10 protein-coding genes are annotated in these 23,883 nt (G+C 72.9%); 4 read left to right on the top strand and 6 right to left on the bottom strand.

What is annotated here, in order from left to right:
• From BBH68_RS36530 to BBH68_RS36520, 3 genes are all read left to right on the top strand, one after another.
• The coding region (locus tag BBH68_RS36530) for a phosphopantetheine-binding protein (RefSeq protein WP_245738481.1) at positions 1-431 on the top strand (431 nt) is incomplete at its 5' end.
• A gap of 58 nt (positions 432-489) precedes the next feature.
• A complete protein-coding gene (locus BBH68_RS36525; protein WP_065968188.1) occupies positions 490-1,626 on the top strand; it encodes an adenine nucleotide alpha hydrolase family protein in 1,137 nt (378 codons plus the stop codon).
• An 11-nt stretch (positions 1,627-1,637) separates the two neighbouring features.
• Complete coding sequence (locus BBH68_RS36520) at positions 1,638-4,184, top strand: type I polyketide synthase (protein WP_065968186.1); 2,547 nt, start codon at positions 1,638-1,640, stop codon at positions 4,182-4,184.
• A gap of 326 nt (positions 4,185-4,510) precedes the next feature.
• Here BBH68_RS36520 and BBH68_RS36515 read toward each other — a convergent pair whose 3' ends face one another.
• The 6 genes from BBH68_RS36515 to BBH68_RS36490 are packed head-to-tail and all read right to left on the bottom strand — an operon-like array spanning position 4,511 to position 9,522.
• A complete protein-coding gene (locus tag BBH68_RS36515; protein WP_065968182.1) occupies positions 4,511-5,617 on the bottom strand; it encodes an HAD-IIIC family phosphatase in 1,107 nt (368 codons plus the stop codon).
• Positions 5,618-5,627: 10 nt separating this feature from the next.
• The gene (locus tag BBH68_RS36510) at positions 5,628-6,614 is read right to left on the bottom strand and encodes a 3-oxoacyl-[acyl-carrier-protein] synthase III C-terminal domain-containing protein (RefSeq protein ID WP_065968181.1); all 987 of its coding nucleotides are present in this window, start codon (positions 6,612-6,614) and stop codon (positions 5,628-5,630) included.
• Positions 6,611-7,717: an acyl-CoA dehydrogenase family protein gene (locus BBH68_RS36505; protein WP_065968179.1), complete on the bottom strand. Its 1,107-nt coding sequence runs from the start codon at positions 7,715-7,717 to the stop codon at positions 6,611-6,613. Before BBH68_RS36505 ends, BBH68_RS36510 begins: the two co-directional genes overlap by 4 nt.
• Positions 7,704-7,985, bottom strand: a complete 282-nt coding sequence (locus BBH68_RS36500; protein ID WP_065968177.1) for an acyl carrier protein — start codon at positions 7,983-7,985, stop codon at positions 7,704-7,706. The genes BBH68_RS36505 and BBH68_RS36500 overlap by 14 nt, the downstream gene beginning before the upstream one ends.
• Positions 7,982-8,662 (bottom strand): O-methyltransferase, encoded by a 681-nt coding sequence (locus BBH68_RS36495; protein WP_065968176.1) that lies wholly within the window; start codon positions 8,660-8,662, stop codon positions 7,982-7,984. Before BBH68_RS36495 ends, BBH68_RS36500 begins: the two co-directional genes overlap by 4 nt.
• Positions 8,662-9,522, bottom strand: coding sequence for a 3-hydroxyacyl-CoA dehydrogenase family protein (locus tag BBH68_RS36490; RefSeq protein WP_065968175.1), 861 nt, complete (start codon positions 9,520-9,522; stop codon positions 8,662-8,664). The genes BBH68_RS36495 and BBH68_RS36490 overlap by 1 nt, the downstream gene beginning before the upstream one ends.
• Before the next feature lie 654 nt (positions 9,523-10,176).
• On the opposite strand from BBH68_RS36490, the gene BBH68_RS36485 reads away from it, so the two are divergent.
• Positions 10,177-23,883 (top strand): non-ribosomal peptide synthetase (locus BBH68_RS36485; RefSeq protein WP_141713138.1); only part of this gene is annotated, 13,707 nt, incomplete at its 3' end.

The following is a 23,883-nucleotide window of genomic DNA, read 5'->3' as shown; positions in this document are numbered from 1 at the left end:
TCGTCCTGGACGAGGTGCCGCTCACCCACAACGGCAAGGTCGACCGCAAGGCCCTGCCCGCCCCGGTCCAGGCCGGGCCGGAGCGCCCGGCCGCGCTCACCACCGACACCGAGCGGGCGGTCGCCGCCGTCTGGCGCCGGGTGCTCGGCGTGCCCCTGGTCGGCCCGCGTGACAACTTCTTCGACCTGGGCGGCAATTCCCTCTTGATGATGCACGTGGTCAAGGAGTTGCGGGACACGCTGGATCCGTCGGTCACCCGCGTCGACGTGTTCCGCTACCCCACCGTCGGCGAGATGGCCCGCCACCTGGCCGCACGGCGGGGCGGCGAACGGCCGGCCGCCGCGGCCCGGCCGACCCGGGCCCGGCGCGAGTCGCTGGAACGGCTGCGCCGCAGGCGCACCACGAGGGGAACGGGCCCCACCGCCACCTGAGACACACGTCATTCCGCCCGTGTCATTCCGCGTACGCCCATCCGTGAAGGGAAGGACCATGGCCCACTGCGCCGTGTGCTCTCTGCAAGAGGGCCACCCCGGCATCACCCTGGACGAGAACGGGACCTGCAACCTGTGCAACCTCGAAGTGGCCGATGAGCTGCTGGAGAACTTCACCTACACCAACCGGGTCTTCGAGGAGTTCACCGCCGCCGGCCCCAACCGCGACGGCGAGTTCGACTGCCTGTTCATGTACAGCGGCGGCAAGGACAGCACATACATGCTGGACAAGTTCGTCAACGAATACGGCAAGCGGGTCCTTGCCTATACCTTCGACATCCCCTTCGAGAGCGAGCACGCCGCCGACAACATCAAGCTGGCGAAGGAGAAGATCCCCGCGCATTTCGTGCTGGACTCGGACGAGGCCGGCATCACGACGATGATGCGCGACGTCTTCAACCGGCCCGCGCCGCAGAAGCCCGGAGAGTATCTCGACGAGAAACTGCCGTGCGTGTCCTGTCGCACGTTCTTCGTGATCCGGGCCATCCTCTGCGCGATCCGCAACAAGATCCCGTACATCGCCCTGTGCGCGGACCCGCAGCAGATCCTCACCATGGAGTCCAACGTCCGGGAGATCGTGCGCGGTTTCTACGAGACGTTCGGCCGCGAGCTGACCGGCCGGCTCTTCGGGGAGGAACTGGAGGACGTGCTGTTCGCCACCGACGAGGAACTTCCGAAGGTCGTCTTCCCGTTCATCGCGATGCGCTACGACTACGACCCCGACCAGATGGTGCGGGAACTGAAGGAGAAGGGGCTGTACCAGTCCTCGCCGCTGGAGACCCACTGCACCCTGTATCCCCTGCTGAACTACTACTCGTTCAAGAACTGGGGCTGCATGTTCTACAAGCTGAACGCCTCCAGTTACCTGCGCGCGGTGAAGAAGAACAAGAACTACGACCGCTCCACCTACAGCATCAAGTTCCCGCGCGCGGCGAATCTGCCGGACCTCGAGCAGCGTCTCCAGGACATCATCTTCGACATCGCCCGGGGCGATGAGGACCCGCGGGTGCACGAGCCGGCGCTGGTCGAGATCTTCAGGGAACTCCATGGAGACGAGAACGCGGCCCACTTCGTGGCCCGCAGTTTCCTCGACATGCGCGCGACGGCCACCCGTATGGGAATAAAGCTCGCCTGAAGGAGGCAGAGATGGACCAGCACGACATCAGGGAAACCGATATCGCCATCGTCGGCATGGCGTGCCGCCTGCCGGGCGCTCCGTCCGTGGAGGCCTTCTGGCGCAATCTGCGGGAGGGCGTGGAGTCGACGACCTTCCTGTCCGACGAGGAACTGCTCGCCGCGGGCGTGGATCCACAGCTCATCAATGACCCGAACTATGTCAAGGCCGCCCAGCTGCTGCCCGACATCGACACGTTCGACGCCGACCTCTTCCGGGTCACCGCGGACGAGGCGGAGATACTCGACCCGCAGCAACGGCAGTTCCTCGAATGCGCCCTGGAAGCGCTGGAGGACGCCGGATACGACCCCGGCGCCTACGACGGCACCATCGGCGTGTACGCGGGCGCCGGCCTGAACACCTACCTGCTCAACAACCTCCACGACCGCTACCGCGACGCCTCCACCCTCGACGACTACCGGCTGATGCTGGCCAACGACAAGGACTTCCTGGCCACCCGGGTGTCCTACAAGCTGGACCTGCGGGGCCCCAGTCTCAGCATCAACACCGCGTGCTCCACCTCACTGGTCGCCGTGCACACCGCCTGCCTCAGCCTGATCAGCGGCGACTGCGACGCGGCACTGGCCGGGGCGGTGCACATCAAGGTGCCCCAGCGGAAGGGGTACCGCTACCAGGAAGGCATGATCCTCTCCCCGGACGGGCACTGCCGCGCCTTCGACGCCAAGGCGCAGGGCACCATCGTCGGGGACGGCGTCGGCGTGGTGGTCCTCAAGCGGCTCCGCGACGCCCTCGATGACGGCGACTTCATCCACGCGGTCATCAAGGGCACCGCCGTCAACAACGACGGCGCGGCGAAGGCTGGTTACACCGCTCCGACCGTCGAGGGCCAGGCGGCCGTCATCCGCGACGCCCAGGAGATCGCCGACTGCCCGCCGCACACCATCGGATACGTCGAGGCGCACGGCACGGGCACACCGCTCGGCGACCCCATCGAGGTGACCGCGCTCAACACCGTGTTCACCGAGGACACCGAGGGGGTCGGCCGCTGCGCGATCGGCTCGGTGAAGACCAACATCGGCCACCTCGACGTCGCCGCGGGCATGGCGGGCCTGATCAAGACCTCGCTGATGCTGCGCCACGCCGAGCTGGTCCCCAGCCTGAACTTCGAGTCGCCCAACCCGGACATCGACTTCGACGCGGGGCCGTTCCACGTCGCCACCGAACTCTCCGACTGGCCCGCCACCGACGGCGCGCCGCGCCGCGCCGGCGTCAGCGCGTTCGGGATCGGCGGCACCAACGCGCACGTCGTCCTGGAGGCGCCGCCGGCCCGCCCGGCGCCGTCCGAGCCCCGCCCGGCCGAGCTCCTGGTGCTCTCGGCCCGCTCACCGCAGGCCCTCCAGCGGGCCATGGCCGACCTGGCCCGGCACCTGCGGAAGCATCCGGAACTCTCGCCCGCCGACGTGGCCAAGACCCTCGGCGTCGGCCGCCGTGCCCATCGCCATCGCTGCGCCGTGGTCTGCTCCGACCTGCGCGAGGCAGCCCTCGCCCTCGCCCTCGCGGACCGCGAGCAGCTGATCACCGGGGAGCTGGTGGGCGACCGCCCCGACGTGGTCTACGGTGTGGCCGACCGGCTCGGGGACGGCGGCGCCCACGCCGTGGCGCTGCTGCGCGAACTGCCCGCCTACCGCACGGAGATCCAGGCGGTGACCGGCACGGACGGAACGGCCGCCGAAGCGCTGCTGGGCTCGGACGACGCGGCGGCGGCCCTGGTCGCCCAGCTGGCCGCCGCCCGCCTGTTCACCGCGTGGGGTGTGCGGCCCGCCGCCGTGACCGGCGGCCCGGTGGCCCGGCTCGTCGCCGCCTGCCTGGCCGGCGAGCTGACCGTCCCGGAGGCCCTGCGCCTGGTCGAGGAGGACCCGGCCACCTGGACCGGCGTACCGCCGACGCCCTCCGACACCCCCACGGGCGCCCTGCTGCTGCGCCTCCAGCCCGACGGCACCGCTTCCCTGGGCCTGCACCGCACCGCACACGACCTGGCGACGGTGTGGACCGCGGGAGCCGACGTCGACTGGGAGGCGTTCTACGACGGCGAGCAGCGCTGCCGTGTCCCGCTGCCGCACTACCCGTTCGAGCGCACGCGCCACTGGATCGAACCGGAACACCGCGCCGCGCGGCGCACACCGGCGCCCGACGCCCTGCCCGAGCGGCTCGCCGCGGCTGTCGGCCACGAACGTGTCGACATCATCACCGAGTTCGTACAGCGGAAGATCGCCACGGTGCTGGGCGGGGAGGCGGGCGGGCTCCCGGAGACCGACCGCAATCTGTTCGACATGGGTCTGGACTCGCTCATCCTGATCGACGTGACCGCCCACCTCGGCGACGCGCTGGGCGAGCAGGTGGACGCGTCCGCGTTCGTGGAGTACCCCACGATCCGTTCCTTCTCCGAGCACCTGGCCATCGTCCTCGGCCTGGTGGAGGAGTCCCCGGCGCAGCAGGACACCACCCGGACCTCCCGGCGGGCCCAGCGCGCGGCCGCCCGCCGCACCGGCCAGGCCTGACCTAGGGGGTGTCTCCCCGATCTCTGCGGGCCCGCGACGCCTGGCACGCTCCCCCAGCTACCGCTGGGAGGTGCCCCCTCTCGCTGCGTTGTCGGGCCCGCCCGAGTAGGCCCACTACGAGGGCGACCCTCCGCCTTGCGATCGCACGCGCCCCCAGCTACCGCTGGGCGGTGCCCCCTGACGCCGCGGGCCCCGCGGCGGCAGCCGCTGATGTCACCGTCACAGAGATCGGGGAGACACCCCCTACAGCAAGCGGGCCGGGTTCGTCGACGATGTCGGCGAACCCGGCCCGCTCCTCCTGGAGACATCGCCGGCCGGTGGTCGGGTCAGCCGTCGGCCGCGCCCCACTCGACCAGTTCGCGCCCGGGGGAGAACAGGCGCGGGGCGACCACCTTGAGGTGGGGCGGCGCGGACTGGCGGGAGGGCTTGAGGAGGAGGGTCTGGACGCCGTCCTCCGCCGGGTCCGGCCGGCCGGGCGCGTCCTCGAAGCCCGCGAAGCGGTAGGCGACCTCCATCATCCGGTTGCGTTCGGTGCGGCGGAAGGCCGCGGTGAGGGCGGTGCCGGCGCGGGCGGCCTCGTCGGTGAGCCAGCGCAGCAGGGCCGCCCCCACACCGAAGGACACCACGCGGCAGGAGGTGGCGAGCAGCTTGATGTGGTGGGCGTCGGGGCGCCGCTCGAGGAGGATGACGCCGATGGCGCCGTGCGGGCCGAAGCGGTCGGTGAGGGAGGCGACCAGCACCTCGTGCCGCTCGTCCTCGATGAGGGAGCGCAGGTCCGCGTCGGAGTAGTGGACGCCGGTGGCGTTCATCTGGCTGGTGCGCAGGGTGAGCTCCTCGACGCGGGAGATCTCCTCGTCACCCGCGTGCTCGATGCGCAGCTCCAGGGACAGGGAGCGCAGGAACTCCTCGTCGGTGCCGCTGTGCTCGGAGCGCTCGGCCTCCCGGCGGAAGCCCGCCTGGTACATCTCCCGGCGGCGGCGGGCGTCGTGGGTGACCACGGTCGGGCTGAACTCCGGGCGGGTGGGCAGGGACAGCGCGTCCTCGGCCGGGTAGCAGCGCACGTCGGGGAGGTGGAACTCGACCTCCGCCCGCTCGGTCGGCTGGTCGTCGATGAAGGCGACGGCCGACGGCGCGAAGTTCAGCTCGTCGGCGATGGCCCGGACGGAGGCGGACTTCGCCCCCCAGCCGATCCGCGGAAGGACGAAGTACTCGGCGAGCCCGAGCTTCTCCAGCCGCTCCCAGGCGTGGGTGTGGTCGTTGCGGCTGGCGACCGACTGGAGGATGCCGCGTGAGTCGAGTTCGACCACGACGTCCCTGATCGCGGGCGGGATCTCGACCTCGTCGCCCTCCAGCAGGGTGCCGCGCCACAGGGTGTTGTCCAGGTCCCAGACCAGGCACTTGACGGTGGGGTGCTGCTCGGTCACGTGGTCCATCCCTCCCGGTTCACACTTCCCACAGGGTTACGGTCCAGGCGGCGACCGGGCTGTTGCTGATCACCAGGACGTGGTCGCCCGGATTCAGCTCCCCGGTGGCCAGCAGGCGGTCGAGGTTGAGCACGACGTCCATCGGGCCGAGGTGGCCCAGCTCGGCCAGGTGTGCCGCGCAGACCGGGTGGATCGGCACGCCCAGCGTGGCGTGCCAGAAGTCGAACGCGCTGGCGGTGACGTTCTGCATCAGCATGGTGGCCACCTCGCCCTTGCCGACGCCCGCGTCGGCGAGGACCTGGTCGACCAGCGGGCCGAGGCGGGTACGGCTCTGCATGGCGAGCTCGAAGGAGTAGCGGTCGTTGTCGGCGCACTCCTCGCGCCACTGGGACCAGGGCCGGTCCTTGTACTCGACCTTGAACAGGTCGTGGAAGGAGCCGTCGGCCTCCATCCGGTGGGCCTTGAGCACCGGGCGGCCGCCCCGGACCAGGGTCATGGCGAAGGCCCCGTCCCCGATCACCGTGACCGGGCGGCGGACCCGGGCGGCGGCGGTGGGCCGGCTGCCGTAGGTGATCAGCACGCTCTGCCGGGCGGGGTCGCCGAGGATCAGATCGCGGCCCAGCCCCCAGGCGGCCGAGGAGCCGGCGCAGCCCAGGCCGTCGATGGTGAACGGAAAGGTGCCGGTCAGCCCGGCGAGGTGGGAGATCTTCCCGGCGTCCGAGCCGATCAGGACGTCCGGCGCCCGCGAGCCGATGTGCAGGACGAGGTCGGGGGTGGTGGGATGGGCGGCGATCAGCTCCCGGCAGGCGCGGGCGGCGAGTTCGGTGGGTTCGGTGTCGGGGAACACCCCGACCGTCCGGATGCCCGCCTGCTCGGCGAACTTCAGCTCCTCGTCGCCGAGCAGGTCCAGCTCCGGCAGGTCCTCGACGGCCACCCGTTCTTCCGGCAGCAGGCAGTACACCGCCCCCAGGCCGACGGTCCCCGCGGTTTCGGTTCCGATGGTCATGTCACCCTCTCCAGAGCGCGCTCCGCGAGGATGAGCTGACAGATCTCCTCGCTGCCCTCGATGATCTGCATCAGCTTGGCGTCCCGGTACGCCCGGGCCACCGTCCCGCCGTCCACCGACCCCGCCGAGGCCAGGATCTGCACCGCGGCGGAGGCGGCGTGCGCCGCGTGGCCCGCGGCGGCGTGCTTGGCGAGCACCGACGCGCCGCTCAGCTCGGCGGAACGGCTGTCCCAGCAGCCGGAGGCGTGCTCGCACAGCCGGGTCGCGGTCTGCTCCGCCACGTACATCTCGGCCAGGTGGCGGGCGACGAGCTGGTGTTCGGCCAGGGGCTTGCCGAACTGCTCGCGCGCGCGGGCGTGGGTGGCGGCGGCCGTCAGGCAGGCGCGGATGATGCCGACGCAGCCCCAGGCCACCGACAGCCGGCCGTAGGTGAGCGCGATGGTGGTGAGCAGGCCGAGCGACACGCTCGCTCCCGAGAGCACCCGCGTGGCGGGCAGGCGCACATCGTCCAGGAGTACGTCGGCGTGGCCGGCCGCACGACAGCCGAGTGGCTGCGGGACGGGCCGTACGGTGACTCCGGGCGCCCGGGTGGGCACCAGCACCGCGGCCGCGCCGTCCTGGTAGCGGCCGAACACCACCAGCACATCGGCGTAGGCGGACGCGGTCGACCACACCTTGTGTCCGTTGAGGACCACCGAGTCGCCGTCGTCCACGACCGTGGTGGCGATCGCCGAGAGGTCGCTGCCGGCCTGCGGTTCGCTGAACGCCACCGCGGCGAGGTCGCCCCGGGTGAGGGCGGCGAGCTCCTTCGCACGCTGCTCCCGGGTGCCGAACCGCTGGATGGTCCAGGCCGCCATGCCCTGTGAGGTCATCACGGACCGCAGCGAGCTGCACAGCGTCCCGGCGTGGGCGGTGAGTTCGCCGTTGTCCAGGCCGGACAGGCCCCGCCCGCCGAACTCGGCGGGGACCTCCGCGCACAGCACGCCCTCGGTGCCGAGCCGGCGGAGGGTCTCCAGCGGGATGGCACCCGCCAGGTCCCAGCCGCCGGCCCGGTCCCCGACCTCCTCGCTCAGCAGCGCGGCCAGTTCCTCACGCGGTGTCATCTGCCCGGGCCAGACGCAGGACGAGGGCGGTCATGGCGTTCACCGTACGAAAGTTGTCGATCTTCAGGTCCGGTCCGGCGATGGCGACCTTGAAGGTCTGCTCGACGTGGACCACCAGTTCCATCGCGAACATGGACGAGACGCTCCCGGAGGCGAACAGATCGGTGTCCGGCTCCCAGTCGGTCTTGGTGCGCTCCCGCAGGAACTTCTGCAACTCGGCCGCGACTCCTTCCGCCGTGAGCTGACGGTCGGCGGTGGGGTTGCTCATCTCTGCTTCCTCCCAGGTTTCTTGTGGACGAGAGTGAGGCCGTCGGCGACGGGCAGCATGGAGATCTCCACCCGCTCGTCGTCGCGCAACCGGGTGTTGAGTTCGCGGATGGCCACGGTGTCCGGATCCTGGGCGTCCGGATCGACGACCCTGCCGAAGAACAGCGTGTTGTCCAGCACCAGCAGCCCGCCCGGGCGCACCAGCTCCAGGGACTGCTCGTAGTACCGGAGGTAGTTGGTCTTGTCCGCGTCGATGAAGGCCAGGTCGAAACTGTCCCCGCCCGACTGGGACTTCAGCTGGTCGAGGGTGTCGGCCGCGTCCCCGAGCCGCTGGTCGATCCGGTCGGCGACCCCGGCCCGCTCCCAGTAGCGGGCCGCGACGGCGGTCCAGCGCTCGCTGATGTCGCAGGTGACCACGGTGCCGCCGGGCGGCAGGGCGCGCGCCATGCACAGACTGCTGTAGCCGGTGAAGGTGCCGACCTCCAGGACCCGGTACGCGCCGGTCAGCCGCACCAGCAGGGCGAGCAGCTGCGCCTCCTCCGGCAGGACGAGCATCGCCTGGAGCATCGGCATTCCCGCCGTCTCCTCGCGCAGGTCGCGCAGGATGTCGTCGTCGCGCAGCGACATGTGCCGGACGTAGTCCTGGAGCTCGTCGGTGAGCTGGAGCTGGCCGGCCATCAGAGGCCGACCGCGTAGGTGTAGAAGCCGCGCCCGCTCTTGCGGCCCAGCTCGCCGTCGGCCACCTTCCGCAGGAGCAGCTCGCAGGGGCGGCACCCCTCGTCGCCGGTGCGCTCGTGCAGCACCTTCAGGGAGTCCACCAGGTTGTCGATGCCGATCAGGTCGGCGGTGCGCAGCGGCCCGGTGCGGTGTCCCAGGCACTCCTGCATCAGCGTGTCGACGTCCTCGGCGGTGGCCCGTCCCTCCTGGACCACCCGGGCCGCGTCGTTGATCATGCGGTGCAGTACCCGGCTGGTGACGAACCCGGGGCCGTCGCCGACCCGGACACCGCGCCGGCCGAGCGCGGTGAGCAGCCGCTCGACCGAGGCCAGGGCCCGCTCGCCGGTGCGGGAGCCGCGGATCACCTCGACCGTGCGGATCAGGTAGGAGGGGTTCATGAAGTGCACCCCGAGCAGGTTCCCGGGGTGCGGCAGCGCTTCCGCGAGCTCGTCCACCGGGATGGAGGAGGTGTTGGTGACCAGCGCGGTGTCCGCGCCGACGGCCGCGTCGACCTCGGTGAGCGCCTTGACCTTCAGGCCGGACTCCTCGGTGATCGCCTCGATCACCACATCAGCGCCCCGGCAGTCGGCTGCCGAGGCGCTGATCACCAGTTCCCCCTCGGGTATGTCGGGCCGGGCGCCGAGGAGCTGGGCCGTCCGCAGCTCGCGCTCGACCCTGGCGCGGGCCCCCGCCCGCTTCTCGGGGTCGCTCTCGACCAGGACGACGGGGACGCCGTGGATCAGGGCCAGGGTCGTGATGCTGGTGCCCATGACACCGGCCCCCAGTACGGCCAGCCGAGGGGTCGGCTCTTCCTTGCTCACCACATACCTCCGCGAGTGCGGTTCACCAGTGGATCGAACGGACAGCAACCCGGGCAGGTCTCGTCGTCGGCATGGGGGAGGGGCCGGAAAGACTCGATGCCCAGCGGCAGACGGATCGTAAGTGCGCCATTCCGGAAATCGCCACCTGGCCCCCGTGTGCGATGACTCACAAATGCGGCGCCATTTTCTCATATCGGCCCGTCGGCCTCGGACCCTATCACGCGCCTTCTGGGCGCGCCAGACGGCATTCGGGGCGAATGCCGGTGGACTGCCGACCGCTGGGCACCCTTGACAACCTGTTTGTTTCTCCGTGCGGTGAGGGTGAATCGGATAGCGGTTGGGGTGGATAGGAGATAGAAGCGGACATGGGGCGTTTGCGCTGAAGGCGAATCAGAAACCGCTGGTCGATAGATGGTTGCCGCGTGTTGATGTTCGATGTTACGTTGCAACGGCGAAGCAAACTGACGGGGAGCGGCTACTGAGAGTAGTTCGCGGACAGTGATGCCGACGGGGGCAGGGCTGAAGTCATCCGACTTTTATTGCGCGTTTAACGAATAATTCTTCTTTCGCTGTGCCGCCGCGCGGAGCAGCGCTTTGAGTGTGCCGTCATAAACGTTCCAGCCATGAGTCGCTGTGACCACGAGACAAAGGCCTATGGACGACAAGCGTGCTCTTCTTCTGAAACTGCTGGCATCCGTACAGGAACGCGCGGCGCCCGGGGCCACGGCGGAGCGCGAGGACATCGCGGTCATCGGCCTGGCCGGGCGGTATCCCTCGGCGACGACCCCGGACGAGCTGTGGAGCAACGTCGTCGAAGGCCGCAACTGCGTCCGTGAGGTGCCCGCCGACCGATGGCGGGCCGAGGAGCACTACCACCCCGACGGCCGGGACGGGCGCAGCTACAGCAAGTGGGGCGGCTGGCTGGACGACGTCGACAAGTTCGACCCGCTGCTGTTTCAGATCTCGCCGTCGGACGCCGAGGAGATGGACCCGCAGGAGCGGCTGTTCCTGGAGACGGTGTGGGCGACCATCGAGGACGCGGGATATCGGCCCCGCGGGCTCGGCGCGGGCAATCCGGTGGGCGTCTTCGCCGGCGTCATGAACAACGACTACGAATGGCTGGCCGGGCAGAGCAGCGCGTTCGGGGTGCACACCAACGCGCGCTCCGCGCACTGGTCGATCGCCAACCGGGTGTCGTATGTGCTCGATCTGCGCGGACCGAGCCTGACGGTGGACAGCGCCTGTTCTGCCTCGCTCACCGCCGTGCATCTGGCCTGTGAAAGCCTGCGGCGCGGAGAGTGCCGGGTGGCGGTGGCCGGCGGGGTGAACCTGATCCTGCACCCGATGCATCTGCGGATGCTGGCGGACCGCCAGATGATTTCGCACGGTGACCAATGCCGCAGCTTCGGCGCGGGCGCCGATGGATTCGTGGACGGCGAGGGCGTGGGCGCCGTTCTGCTCAAGCCGCTGAGCGCGGCGGAAGCCGACGGTGACCGAATCTATGCGGTTTTGAAGGGTTCGGCGATCAACGCCGGCGGAAGAACCAGCGGTTACACCGTGCCCAACCCGACGGCCCAGGCCGAGGTGATCCGCGCGGCGATGCGACGGGGGAGAGTCGACCCCCGGACCGTCACCTACGTGGAGGCGCACGGTACGGGAACTCCGCTGGGCGATCCGATCGAGATCGCCGGGCTGCGGGAGGCCTTCCGCGACGAAAGCGGTGCCGTACCCGGTGCGGGCGGTGAAGGCTGCGCCATTGGCTCCCTCAAGTCGAATATCGGCCATCTGGAATCAGCCGCGGGCATCGCCGCCCTGACCAAGGTCCTGATGCAGCTGAAGCACGGGGTCCTTCCGCCCTCACTGCACTCGGCCGAGCTGAACCCGGACATCGACCTGTCGAAGACGCCGTTCCGGGTGCAGCAGGAGGCCGAACCCTGGACCCGTCCCGTACTGCGCGACCGCGACGGCCGGGAGGTGGAGATCCCGCGCCGCGCCGGAATCAGCTCCTTCGGCGGCGGCGGGGCGAACGCGCATCTCGTCGTGGAGGAGTACCGGGACACCAGACCCCGTACCCGGGACGGCGGGCACGCCGAACTGATCGTGCTCTCCGCGCTCACGGAGGAGCGGCTGCGGGCCTACGCGGGCGAGCTGGCCGACTTCCTCGGCCGGCGGCCGACCTCGGGCGCCTCCCTCGCGGAGTGCGCCCGGGCGGCCGCCGAGGTGCTCCGGGTGCGCCCGGAGGACCTGGACCTCGACCTGGACCTGGTGGACCACGGGTTCGGCGCGGCCGAACTGGTCGCGCTGAGCGAGCGACTGGGGCTCGACCACACCGTCTCCGGGGAGATGTCGCTGCGCGACCTGGCGGGCGAGGGGGGCGACGAAGCGGCCCCGGCCCTGGCCGACGTCGCCCACACGCTGCGGGTCGGCCGGGAAGAGCTGGACGTCCGGCTGGCGTTCCCCGCGACCGGCCTGGACCGGGTGCGCGAACTGCTGCGGGCGGTCGCGGCGGGCGAACCGGCCGACGTCGAGCTGAACGACGCGAGCCGCACCCGCCGATCGCTGGACCGGGACGCCGGGGACCGGCTGGCGCGCGCCCTGGCCGAGGAAGACCTGCGCACCGCGGCACGGCTGTGGACCGAGGGCGCCCCCGCCGACTGGCCCGACACCGGCGCCCGCCGGATCGGCCTGCCCACCTACCCCTTCGCCCGCAAGCGCTACTGGATCCCGCTCCCGCCCGGCCACGACGGACCGGCCCCCGCGCCCGCGCCGGCCCCGGCGCGTGCCGCCGACGGGACCCCCACCGCAGCGGTGGGCCACCCGGAGCCCGCGCCCGACGACCGGCCGCCCGTACCGCCGAACGTCCCCGAACTGGGCTACTACGAGCCGATCTGGTGCCCCGAGGACCAGACGGCCCCCGCACCCCCCGCCGCCGAGCCGCACCGGGTGGCGGTGCTGACCCCCGGCGAGCCCGACGCCCTGGCGCGGGCGCTGCTGCGCCACCACCCCGGGGCCCGGCTGTTCCGGCTGGACCGGGACGACCCCGCGGCCCTGCTCGCCCAGCCGGTCGACCACCTCTACCACCTCGGCGGCACCCGGCGCCCGGACACCTCCGACGGGGCGCTGCGGGACGGCGTGTTGCGGGACGGCGTGCTCACGCTGTTCCGCACCCGCGCCACCCGGGGCCGGCTCACCGTCGTCACCGCGGGCGCGCACGAGGACAACCCGCACGCGGCCGGGATCCTGGGCTTCGCCCAGGTGATGGCCGCCGAGTGCCCCGGCCTCGACATCACCTGCGTGGACGTCTCGGACACCGACCCCGAGCAGGCGCTCGCCGCGGTGCTCGCCGAGCCCCCGCACCCGGCCGGCCAGGCCGTGCTGGTACGCGCCGGCCGCCGGCACGTACGGCGGCTGGTCGCGGCCCCCCTGCCCGCGCCCGAGCGCTCCCCCTACCGCACCGGCGGCACCTACCTGGTCGTCGGCGGGACCGGCGGCATCGGCCAGGCCCTCTCCGAGGACCTCGCGTCGCGCCACGGCGCCAACCTGGTGTGGCTCAGCCGCGGCGAGCTGGGCCCCGAACAGCGGGAGACCGCACGGCGGGTGCGGGAGGCCGGCGGCCGGCTGCTGCACCTGCGCGCGGACGTCGCGGACCCGGCCGCGCTGCGCGAGGCCGTGGCGGAGACCAAGCGGCGGTTCGGCGCGCTGCACGGCGTGTTCCACGCCGCGATGACGTTCAACACCAGCACCATCGCCGAACTCACCGAGCCCGAGCTGCGGGCCGCGATCGCCGCCAAGGTCGACGGCTCGCTGGCGCTGGCCGCCGCCGTGGCCGGCGAACCCCTGGACTTCCTGGCGTTCTTCAGCTCCGTGGGCTCGTTCGTCAGCGCCGCGGGCAACGCCGCCTACGTGGCCGCCAGCGCCTTCCAGGACGCCTACGGGCGGCTGCTCGCCACCCGGCGCCCCCATCCCGTACGGGTGATCAACTGGGGCTACTGGGGCCGGATCGGATCCGGCGCCCAGCCCGGCCTGGAGCAGATCTTCCGGAACACCGGCGTCGCCGAGTTCTCCGTACGCGAAGGGCTCGACGCCCTGGAGCGGGTGCTGGCCGGCCCCCTCGTGCAGGTCATGCCGATCCGCGCGGACCGGCGGGCCCTTGAGGCGATGGGGCTGCGCAGGTCGGCCCTGGCCGAGCGGATCGGCCGGCCGGCCCCGGCCGGCGCGGGCGCCGACGCGGTGGTGGCCGGCTACCAGCGGCTGACCGCGCTGTGCGAGTCCGCGCTGCTCGGCGTCTACCAGCGGATGGGCGCCCTGCTGCGGCCGGGCGAGCGGCACACCGTGTCCGGCCTCGCCGACCGGCTCGGCATCGTGCCCAAGTACCACCGGCTGCACGCGGCCCTGCTGAACATCCTCGCCGACGCCGGACACCTCACCGTCCGGGGCGACGAGGTCGAGGTGGTGTCCGCCCCGGACGAGAGCGACCCGCACCGCCGGGACGGCGAGTTCGACCGGATCGCCGCCGACCACCCCGACATCGCGGCCACCGTGACGCTGACCCGGCTGTTCCTGCGCAGCTACCCGGAGGTGCTGCGCGGCGAGGTCGTCGCCACCGAGATCATGTTCCCGGGCGCCTCGATGGACCTGGTCCAGGACTTCTACCGGGGCAATCCGCTCACCGACTCCTTCAACGAGCTGGTCGCCCGGGCGGTGGCCGAGCACGCGCGCGCCGCCCTGCCCGCGCTCGGCGCCGGGCAGCGGCTGCGCCTGGTCGAGTTCGGGGCCGGCACCGGGGCGACCACCGACCGGGTGCTGCCGGCCCTGTCCGCACACGCCGACCGGGTCGAGTACGTCTTCACCGACATCTCGCCGGAGTTCCTGGACAGCGCGGAGCGCCGGTTCGGCGCGGCCTACCCGTTCACCCGCTTCCGCACCCTGAATCTGGAACTGGACCTGGCCGGGCAGGGGTTCGAGCCGGGCAGCGTGGATGTCGTGGTGGCCACCAACGTGGTGCACGCCACCTCCGACCTCCGCGCGACCCTGCGCAAGGCGCGTGAGCTGCTGCGCCCGGGCGGCTGGCTGGTGCTCAACGAGCTGACCGCGATCCGCGCCGGCATCACCGTCACCGGCGGGGTGCTGGACGGCTGGTGGGCCTTCGCCGACGGCGAGCTGCGCATCAAGGACGCGCCCCTGACCCACGCGGGCACCTGGCAGCGGCTGCTGGTCGAGGAGGGCTTCACGGACACGCTGGTGCTGGACCGCGGCCCCCGGCTGGGCCAGCACGTGATCATCGGTGAGAACGGCGTCCGCCCCGCGCCCCCCACCGCCCCGGCCGTGTCCGCCGCGGCCGCACGACCGGTGTCCGCCACCGCCACCGCCATCGTCGCGGACACCGCCACCGACACCGCCACGGACACCACCGCCGCCCCGCTGCTGCCCCGGCTCGCCGCGATCTTCGAGGCGGCGCTGAAGCTGGATCAGCCGCTCGACCCGGACCGTCCGCTGTCCGAGTACGGCTTCGACTCCCTGAGCGGCATGCGGATCGCCGGAGTGATCGAAGAGGATCTGGGGGTCCGGGTACGGCTGGGCGACCTCCTCCGGCATCCCACCCTGCGCGACCTGGTCGACCACCTCGGGGAGAAGGCGGAGAACGGGGCGAACGGAGCCGCCCCGGCCGCGGCGCCCCCCGCGCCGAAGGAGCCGGTCCACCGGCGGGAACCGGTGTCCTTCCCGCTCTCGGTGGGCCAGCGGGCGCTGAGCGTCATCGCACGGACCGCACCGGGCAACTACGCCTACAACCTGCCCCTCGCCTTCTGGCTGGACCCGGACGTCGACGTGGCCGCCCTGCGCGCGGCGCTGCGGTCCATGGTCGACCGCCACCCCCAGCTACGGGCCCGCGTGGTCGGCGAGCGGCAGGTGGTGGACCCGGACGGGGAGCTCGCGTTCACCGAGCGGCGGCTGGACACCAGCGACGTGAACGCGGTGCGCGAGGCGGCCCTGGCCTGCGTACGGGAGCCCTTCGACCTCGCCGCCGGGCCGCTGCTGCGGGCCACGCTGTTCGGCCTGGCCGACAGCCGCCACGTGCTGCTGCTCACCTTCCACCACATCGTCTTCGACGGCGTGTCCATCCCGGTCTTCCTGCGCGAGCTGTCCGCGTTCTACCGGCAGTCCCCGCCGGCCGGCGCGCCCGAGGCGACCTTCGCCGACTTCGTACGCGAACAGCGGGACCTGCTGGCCTCGGAGCGCGGCGGGCGGCTGCGCGACTACTGGCTGCGGCAGCTGGCCGGGGAACTGCCCGCGCTGCGCCTCCCGCTGGACCGCCCGCGCCCCGTCGTGCCCAGCTACCAGGGGGCCTCCCTCGAAGGCCGCCTGGAGGCGGGCCCGGTCGAGGCGGCCGGGCGGCTGGCCGACGACGAGGGCACCTCGCTGTTCTGCGTGCTGCTCGCCGCCTACGTCATGCTGCTGCACGGCTACGCCCCCGGCGACCGGGTCCTGGTCGGCACGCCCGTCGCCGGGCGCCCGTCACCCCGGTACGCCGGTGTTCTCGGCTACTTCATGAACATGGTCGTGCTCAAGCACGACCTGGACCCCCAGCGTGACTTCAGGACCCTGCTGCGCGGCGTGCGGGACACCGTCGTCGAGGCCCTGGAGCACAGCGACTACCCGCTGCTGACGCTGGCGCAGGAACTCCGCGCCCCGGGCCGTCTGTTCGACACCGCGTTCTACTTCCAGAACTGGGTCAAGGACGGCGGCGACACCGCCCCGGTGGCCGGAGTGTTCCCCGGGGTGCACCAGGAAGGTGAGTTCGACATCACCCTGGAGGTGGTCGAGGAGCCCGAGGGCGCCCGGTACTGCCTCAAGTACAACCCGGACCTGTTCGACGAGGACACCGTGCGCCGGCTCGGCGAGCGGTTCGCCCGGCTGCTCGACGCGGCGCTGGCCGAGCCGGACGCCCCCCTCGCCCGGCTGACCCGGCGGGCCGGCGGCGAGCGCGCCACGGCCCACCAGGCACCTCTGGTCGGCCGCCGGGCCGTGCGCGACGACCGCACCCTGCCCGAGCTGCTCGCCGAGCAGGCCCGCCGGACCCCCGACGCCGTCGCGGTGTCCGACCCGGACACCGAGCTGACCTACCGGCAGCTGATGGAGCGCGTCGAGCGGCTGGCCGGCCGGCTCAGGCGGCGCGGAGTCGCCCCCGGCAGCACCGTCGGCGTGCTGGTCCACCGCTCCCACGACATGCTGGTGGCCCTGCTCGGGGTGCTCGCGGCCGGCGGCGCGTACGTACCGCTCGACCCGGACTACCCCGCCGAGCGGCTGCGCTACATGGCCGAGGACGCCGGGCTGCGCCTGCTGGTCACCCAGTCCTCGGCGCGGGCCGACCTCGGCGCCGAAGTCCTGCTGCTCGACGCGGTGGAGGACGATCCCTCCCCGGCCGTGGACGGCCGGCCGGGGGGATCCGCCGCCACCCCCGACGACCCCGCGTACGTCATCTACACCTCGGGTTCCACCGGCCGCCCCAAGGGCGTCCAGGTCCCGCACCGGGCCCTGGCCAACCTCCTGCTGTCGATGGCCGAAGAGCCGGGGCTCACGGCCGACGACCACCTGCTGGCCCTCACCACCGTCTGCTTCGACATCGCCGCGCTGGAGCTGTTCCTGCCGCTGATCACCGGCGGCCGGGTGGAGATCGTGCCCACCCGCATCGCCCGGGACGGCGTGCTGCTGCGCCGCCTGCTGGAGGCCGGCCGGGCCACGGTCGTCCAGGCCACCCCCGCCACCTGGAAGATGCTGCTCGCCGCCGGATGGCGGGGGAACAGCGGGCTGAAGGTCCTGTGCGGCGGCGAGGCGCTCGATCAGGACACCGCCGAGGAACTGCTCGCCCGCGCCGGCCAGGTGTGGAACATGTTCGGGCCGACCGAGACCACCATCTGGTCCACCGTCTGCCGGCTGGCCCCCGGCGACCGGGTCACCATCGGCCACCCGATCGACAACACCCGGCTCCACATCCTCGACACCCACGGCAGGCCGGTGCCGGCCGGCGTTCCCGGCGAGCTGTACATCGGGGGCACGGGGCTGGCCACCGGCTACCTGGGCCGCCCGGAGCTGACCGCCCAGCGGTTCGTCACCGTGGAGGGCGACCGCCGCTACCGCACCGGAGACCTGGTGCGGGCCCTCCCCGACGGCCGCGTCGAGTATCTGGGCAGGCTCGACGCCCAGGTGAAGGTGCGCGGCTTCCGGGTGGAGCCGGGCGAGGTCGAGTCGGTGCTGCGCGGCCGGCCGGGGGTGCGCGAGGCCGTCGTGGTGGCGCGCCGGGTCGGCGGCGAGAACGTCCTGTACGCGTTCCTGGTGCTGGAGGACGGCGCCACCGTGCCGTCGCGGGACGCGCTCGCCGTACACCTGCCCGCACACCTCCTCCCGGACGCCCTCGTGGCGCTGCCGGCGCTGCCGCAGACCCTCAACGGGAAGGTGGACCGGGTCAGGCTGACCCAAGCGCCCCTGGACGAGCTGCGCGCGGCGTCCGCCCCCGCGCGGCGTCCGGCGGTCGGCACCGACGAGCTGGCCGCGATGGTCGCCGACATCCTCGCCGTCGACGTGTCACAGGTGCGCCCCGACGCCCCCCTCGGTGAGCTGGGGATGAACTCCGTCAGCTTCACCGCGCTCAGCACGCGGATCGGCGAGCGGTACGGGATCGAGGTGCTGCCGACGCTGTTCTACCGCTTCCCGACGCTCACCGCGGTGGCCGCCCACCTGGCCGGCGGCGGCACCGCGGACCCCGCCGCGTACGACCCGGGCGCGGAGGCCCACCCGGAGGTCTACCCGGAGGCCCACCCGGACGCGGGCCGGGCCCGGGGCGCCGAGGTGACCGTACGGCCGGCGCCCGAGCGGGCGGCTCCCGGGCGCCCCGGCGGGGCCGGGGACATCGCGATCGTCGGCATGGCCGGCCGGCTCCCCGGCTCGGCCGACCTGGCGGAATTCTGGGACCACCTGGAGCAGGGCCGGGACCTGGTCGGCGAGATCCCCGCCGACCGGTGGGACTGGCGGGCGCACGCGGGCGAGTCCCGCTCGCGCTGGGGCGGATTCCTCACCGGCGTGGACCGCTTCGACGCGGCCTTCTTCTCCATCTCGCCCCGTGAGGCCGAGCTGATGGACCCCCAGCAGCGGCTGCTGCTGGAGGTGGTCTGGTCGGCGATCGAGGACGCGGGCTACCGGGCCTCGGACCTCGCGGGCAAGCGGGTCGGGGTCTTCATCGGCACCACCAACTCCGACTATCCCGAGGTCCAGCGGGCCGCCGGGCGAGCGGTCGACGCGCACACCCTCACCGGCGCCGCCCAGTCGATCATCCCCAACCGGATCTCCTACCTCCTCGACCTGCGCGGCCCCAGCGTGGCGGTGGACACCGCCTGCTCGAGCTCGCTGACCGCCGTGCACCAGGCGGTCGCCGCGCTGCGCGACGGCACCTGCGACCTGGCGATCGCGGGCGGGGTCAGCCTGATCCTGGACCCCGGTCTCTACGCGGCGCTCAGCCAGGGCGAGATGCTCAGCGAGGACGGGCGCTGCAAGGCGTTCGACGCCGCGGCCAACGGCTATGTGCGCGGTGAGGGCGTGGGCGTCGTGGTGCTGCGCGACCACGCGGCGGCCCGCCGGGACGGCGACCCGGTGGCCGCCGTGATCAAGGCGACCGCCGTCGGCCACGGGGGCCGCACCACCTCGCTCACCTCCCCGAACCCCAACGCGCAGACCGAGCTGCTGATCGAGGCGTACCGGGCGGCGGGCATCGACCCCCGGACGGTCGGCTACATCGAGGCGCACGGCACCGGGACGGCCCTGGGCGACCCGATCGAGTTCGGCGCCCTGAATCAGGCGTTCGCCGAGCTGTCGGGGGACGCCGGGACCGGTGCCGGGCCGGGCGCGGAGGCCGGCGGGCCGCGCTGCGGGATCGGCTCGGTGAAGACCAACATCGGCCACCTGGAGGCCGCCGCGGGCATCGCCGGGCTGCTGAAGGTCGTTCTCGCGCTGCGCCACCGCACCCTCCCGGCCAGCCTCCACTTCCACGAGCCCAACCCGTATCTGGAGCTGTCCGGCAGCCCCTTCGAGATCGTGGACTCCACCCGCCCCTGGGCGGCCCCCGTGGCCGCGGACGGCACCGCGCTGCCCCGCCGGGCGGGGGTGAGCTCCTTCGGCTTCGGTGGCGCCAACGCGCACGTGGTGGTCGAGGAGGCGGAGCCCGCCCCGGCCGGTACGGACGACGGGCAGGGGCAGCTGTTCGTGCTGTCCGCCAGGACCGCACGCGCGCTGCGGGAGCAGGCGCGGCGGCTGGCCGCGTACGTCCGCGCCGAGCGGCCCGCCCCGGCCGATGTCGCCCACACCCTGCGCACCGGCCGCGAGCCGATGGAACACCGGCTCGCCTTCGTCGCCCGCGGCCACGCCGAACTGCTCGACCACCTGGACGCCCACGCCGAGGGCCGGACCGGGCCCGGGGCGCTGACCGGCCGGGTGCCCGCCGGACCGCGGCGCGACGCGGCCTCGCGCGGCGCCGCCTGGCGGGAGTACGTACGGGCGCTGTGCGCCGAGCGCGACCTGGAGGCGCTGGCCCAGCTGTGGGCCGAGGGCGCCGACGTCGACTGGTCCGGGCTGCCGCCCGCCCGGCGGATCGGGCTGCCGGCCTACCCGTTCGAGCGGACCCGGCACTGGGTGGAATCCATCGCCGGGAGCGGTCGGGCCGCGCTGCTGGACGAGAACGTGTCGACCTTCGGCGAGTCCGCCTTCACCAAGCGGTTGACCGGGGCCGAGTTCTTCCTCGCCGATCACGTGGTCGGCGAGGAGCGCGTCCTGCCCGGCGTGGTCTATCTGGAAATGGCCCGGCTGGCGGGCGAGCGGGCACACGGCGCCGCCCGGGTCAGGCGCATCGACGACGTCGTCTGGGCCGCGCCCGTCGCCCTCGCCCCCGGGCAGAGCCACGACCTGCGCGTGGTGGTGACCCCTTCCGGCGCGTTCGACATCGCCGGGGAACACCCGCACGCCCGCGGAACGCTCGTGTTCGAGCAGGCGGACGAGGCGGACGAGGCGGGTGCCGCGGCGGAGCGGATCGACCTGGCCGCCGTACGGAGCCGGTGCTCGCGCACCAGGAGCCGGCAGGAGGCCTATGACTACTTCGAGAGCCTGGACTTCCGGTACGGGCCGAGCTTCCGCGTGATCGAGGAGCTGGCGCTCGACGACACCGAGGCCCTGGCCCGGCTGCGCCGCCCCGACGTAGGCGACCACCGTTTCCACCCGTCGCTGCTGGACGGCGCGTTGCAGACCGCGGGCTGGCTGGTGTCCGGCTCGGTGCCGCACCTGCCTTACTCGATCGGGTCCGTGACGCTGCACGCCGAGCTGCCGGAGGTCTGTTATGCGCACGTCACGGTGGTGCAGCGGGGCGCCGACGGCCAGGTCTTCGACATCGCGCTGACCGCCGAGGACGGCACCGTGGTCGCCCGGATCGAGCGGTTCACCCTGCGTGCCGTGTCCCGGCCCGAGCCGGGTGTGCATGCCTTCGAGCCGGTGTGGCGAGAACTTGACGACGAGGGCGACGAGGGCGACGAGGGCGACACCGGCGCCGAGGTGGAGCTGCTGGCCGTCCTGGACACCGGCGACGGGCGGGCGGCGGAGCTGCGCGAGGAACTCCTGCGGCTGGCCCCCGGGCTGAGCGTCCGCGTCGGCGACCCGGGCCCGGCCTCGCACCTCGTCCACCTCGCCCCCCGGGGCGGGCTCGACGAGGCCCTCCGCGGCGGCTTCCACACCGCGCTGGAGGTGTGCCGGGCCCGGATCGCCGGACGCGGCGGGCCGCTGCGCTATCTGTACGTCCACGGGGACGAGCCCGGGGCGGCCGGGTCGGCACACGCCGCGCTGGACGGCTTCGCGCGCTCGATCGGGCAGGAGCACCCCGGGGTCCGGATGACCGTGCTCGCCCACCCCGGTGCCGCGTCCGCGTCCGCCGCCGACCTGGCCCGCCTGGTGCTCGCCGAACTCCGCGGCGCCGAGCCGGAGCTGCGGGTCGACGGGGCACGGCGTACGGTCCGCGGCTGGCGGGCGCTGACGCTGCCCGCGGCCGGGGCGTCACCGCTGGCCCGGGACGGGGCGCACATCGTCACCGGGGGCTCGGGGAAGCTGGCCCGGCTGGTCGCCCACCGGATCGCCCGGCACCCCGGCGCGGGCGTCGTGCTGGTCGGCCGCTCGGAGCCGGCCGAGGACCTGCCGGAGGGCTGGCTGTACCTCCGGGCCGACGTCGGTGTGCGGGACGACGTCGAGCGGGTGGTGCGCGAGGCCCGGCGCGGGTTCGGACGCATCGCGGGCGTCGTGCACGCGGCCGGGACGCTGCGGGACTCGCTGGCGCTGCACAAGAGCGGGGCGGACGCCGACACGGTGCTCGCGCCCAAGGTGCGCGGCCTGGTCCTGCTGGACGAGGCGACCAGGCGCGACCAGCTCGACTACTTCGTCGCGTTCGGCTCGACCGCCGCGGTGTTCGGCAACGTCGGGCAGACCGACTACGCCTTCGCCAACAGCTTCCTCGCCCACTACCTGGGGCGGCGGCCCGGCCGGGGCCTCGCGGTGGACTGGTCGCTGTGGCGCGACGGCGGGATGACCATCGACGCCGGGGCACGGCAGGCGATGCGGCGCTCCTTCGGCATGGAACCGCTGCTGGCCGAGGCCGCCCTCGACGCGCTGGAAGGCGCGCTGGCGAGCGGGGCCTCCCGCATCCTGCTGACCGCGGGCGACCGCGGCCGGATCGAGGAGGCGCTGCGGCGGGAGCCCGCGGACCCGGCGCCACGGAAAGCCGTGGAGACGGCACCGGCACTCCCGGAGCAGCCGGCCGGCGATCTGCGGGGTCCCGCCGAGGAGTTCCTGCGCGGGCTGCTGGCGACCGAGCTGAAGATGGCGGCCGACGACATCGCCACGGACGAGTCCTTCGAGCACTACGGCATCGACTCGCTGCTGGTGCTCAGTCTCACCCGGGAACTGGAGCGCCACTTCGGCCCGCTGTCCAAGACGCTGTTCTTCGAGTATCTGACCGTCGCCGAGCTGGCCGGGTTCCTGGTCGAGCACCACGGCGAGGCGCTGCGCCAACTCGTCGGCCCCAAGCGCCCGGACGAGCCCCGGCCGCCGGCCACCGCCACCACCGTGCCCGCCACCACCGTGCCCGCCACCGCCGCGCCCGCCACCGCCGCGCCCGCCACCGCCGCGCCCGCCACCGCCGTGCCCGCCACCGCCGTGCCCGCCACCGTGACCGCCCGCATCGCGCCCGACCGCGGCGCGCCCGCCGAGGACGAGATCGTGATCGTCGGCGTGGCCGGGCGCTATCCGCAGGCCGACGACCTCGGGCAGTTCTGGCGCAATCTGCGGGAGGGCCGGGACTGCGTCGAGGAGGTCCCCGAGGACCGCTGGGACCACGGCAGGTTCTACGACCCGGACCGCGACGCCCCGGGCAAGACCTACGCCAAATGGGGCGGCTGGCTCTCCGACGTCACCTCCTTCGACCCGATGTTCTTCCGCATGTCCCAGGTGGAGGCGGTCCACATCGACCCGCAGGAGCGGCTCTTCCTGCAAACCGTGTGGCACCTGCTGGAGGACGCGGGCACCTCCCGGACCGCGCTGTCCCGGGTCCGCACCGGGGTGTTCGTCGGCCTGATGTACGGCCACTACCAGTTGTACGGGGTCGACGAGGCGCTGCGCGGGGTCGGCATGGCCACCTCGTCCTCGTACGCCTCGGTGGCCAACCGGGTGTCGTACTTCTTCGACTTCGACGGGCCGAGCATCGCCCTGGACACCATGTGCTCGTCCTCGCTCACCGCCCTCCACCTCGCCTGCCGGGCGATCCGGGACGGGGACTGCGAGGTGGCGGTGGCCGGCGGCGTCAATGTCTCCAGCCATCCCGTGAAGTACCTCCAGCTCGCCAAGGGCGGCTTCCTGTCCAGCGACGGCAGGTGCCGCAGCTTCGGCGAGGGCGGCGACGGCTATGTGCCCGCCGAGGGGGTCGGCGCGGTGCTGCTCAAGCGCCGCTCGGCGGCCGAGGCGGACGGCGACCGCATCCTGGCCGTGATCAAATCCACCGCGGTCAACCACGGCGGGGCCGGCAAGGGCTTCAGCGTGCCCAACCCCAAGGCCCAGGGGGTGCTGATCGGCCAGGCCCTGGACCGGGCCGGTCTCACCCCCGCGGACCTGGACTACCTGGAGGCGCACCGCACCGGCACCTCGCTCGGCGACCCGGTCGAGGTCACCGGACTGCTGCGCGGTTTCCAGGGCCACAACCTGGACGGTGTGCGCATCCCGATCGGCTCGGTGAAGTCGAACATCGGCCACGCCGAGTCGGCGGCGGGCATCGCGGCGCTAGGTGCTGCT

It is taken from the genome of Streptomyces sparsogenes, from assembly GCF_001704635.1.
GTDB lineage: Bacteria > Actinomycetota > Actinomycetes > Streptomycetales > Streptomycetaceae > Streptomyces > Streptomyces sparsogenes.
The sequence above is the reverse complement of the archived record's forward strand: the minus strand, read 5'-3'. Positions and strand labels throughout refer to the sequence as shown.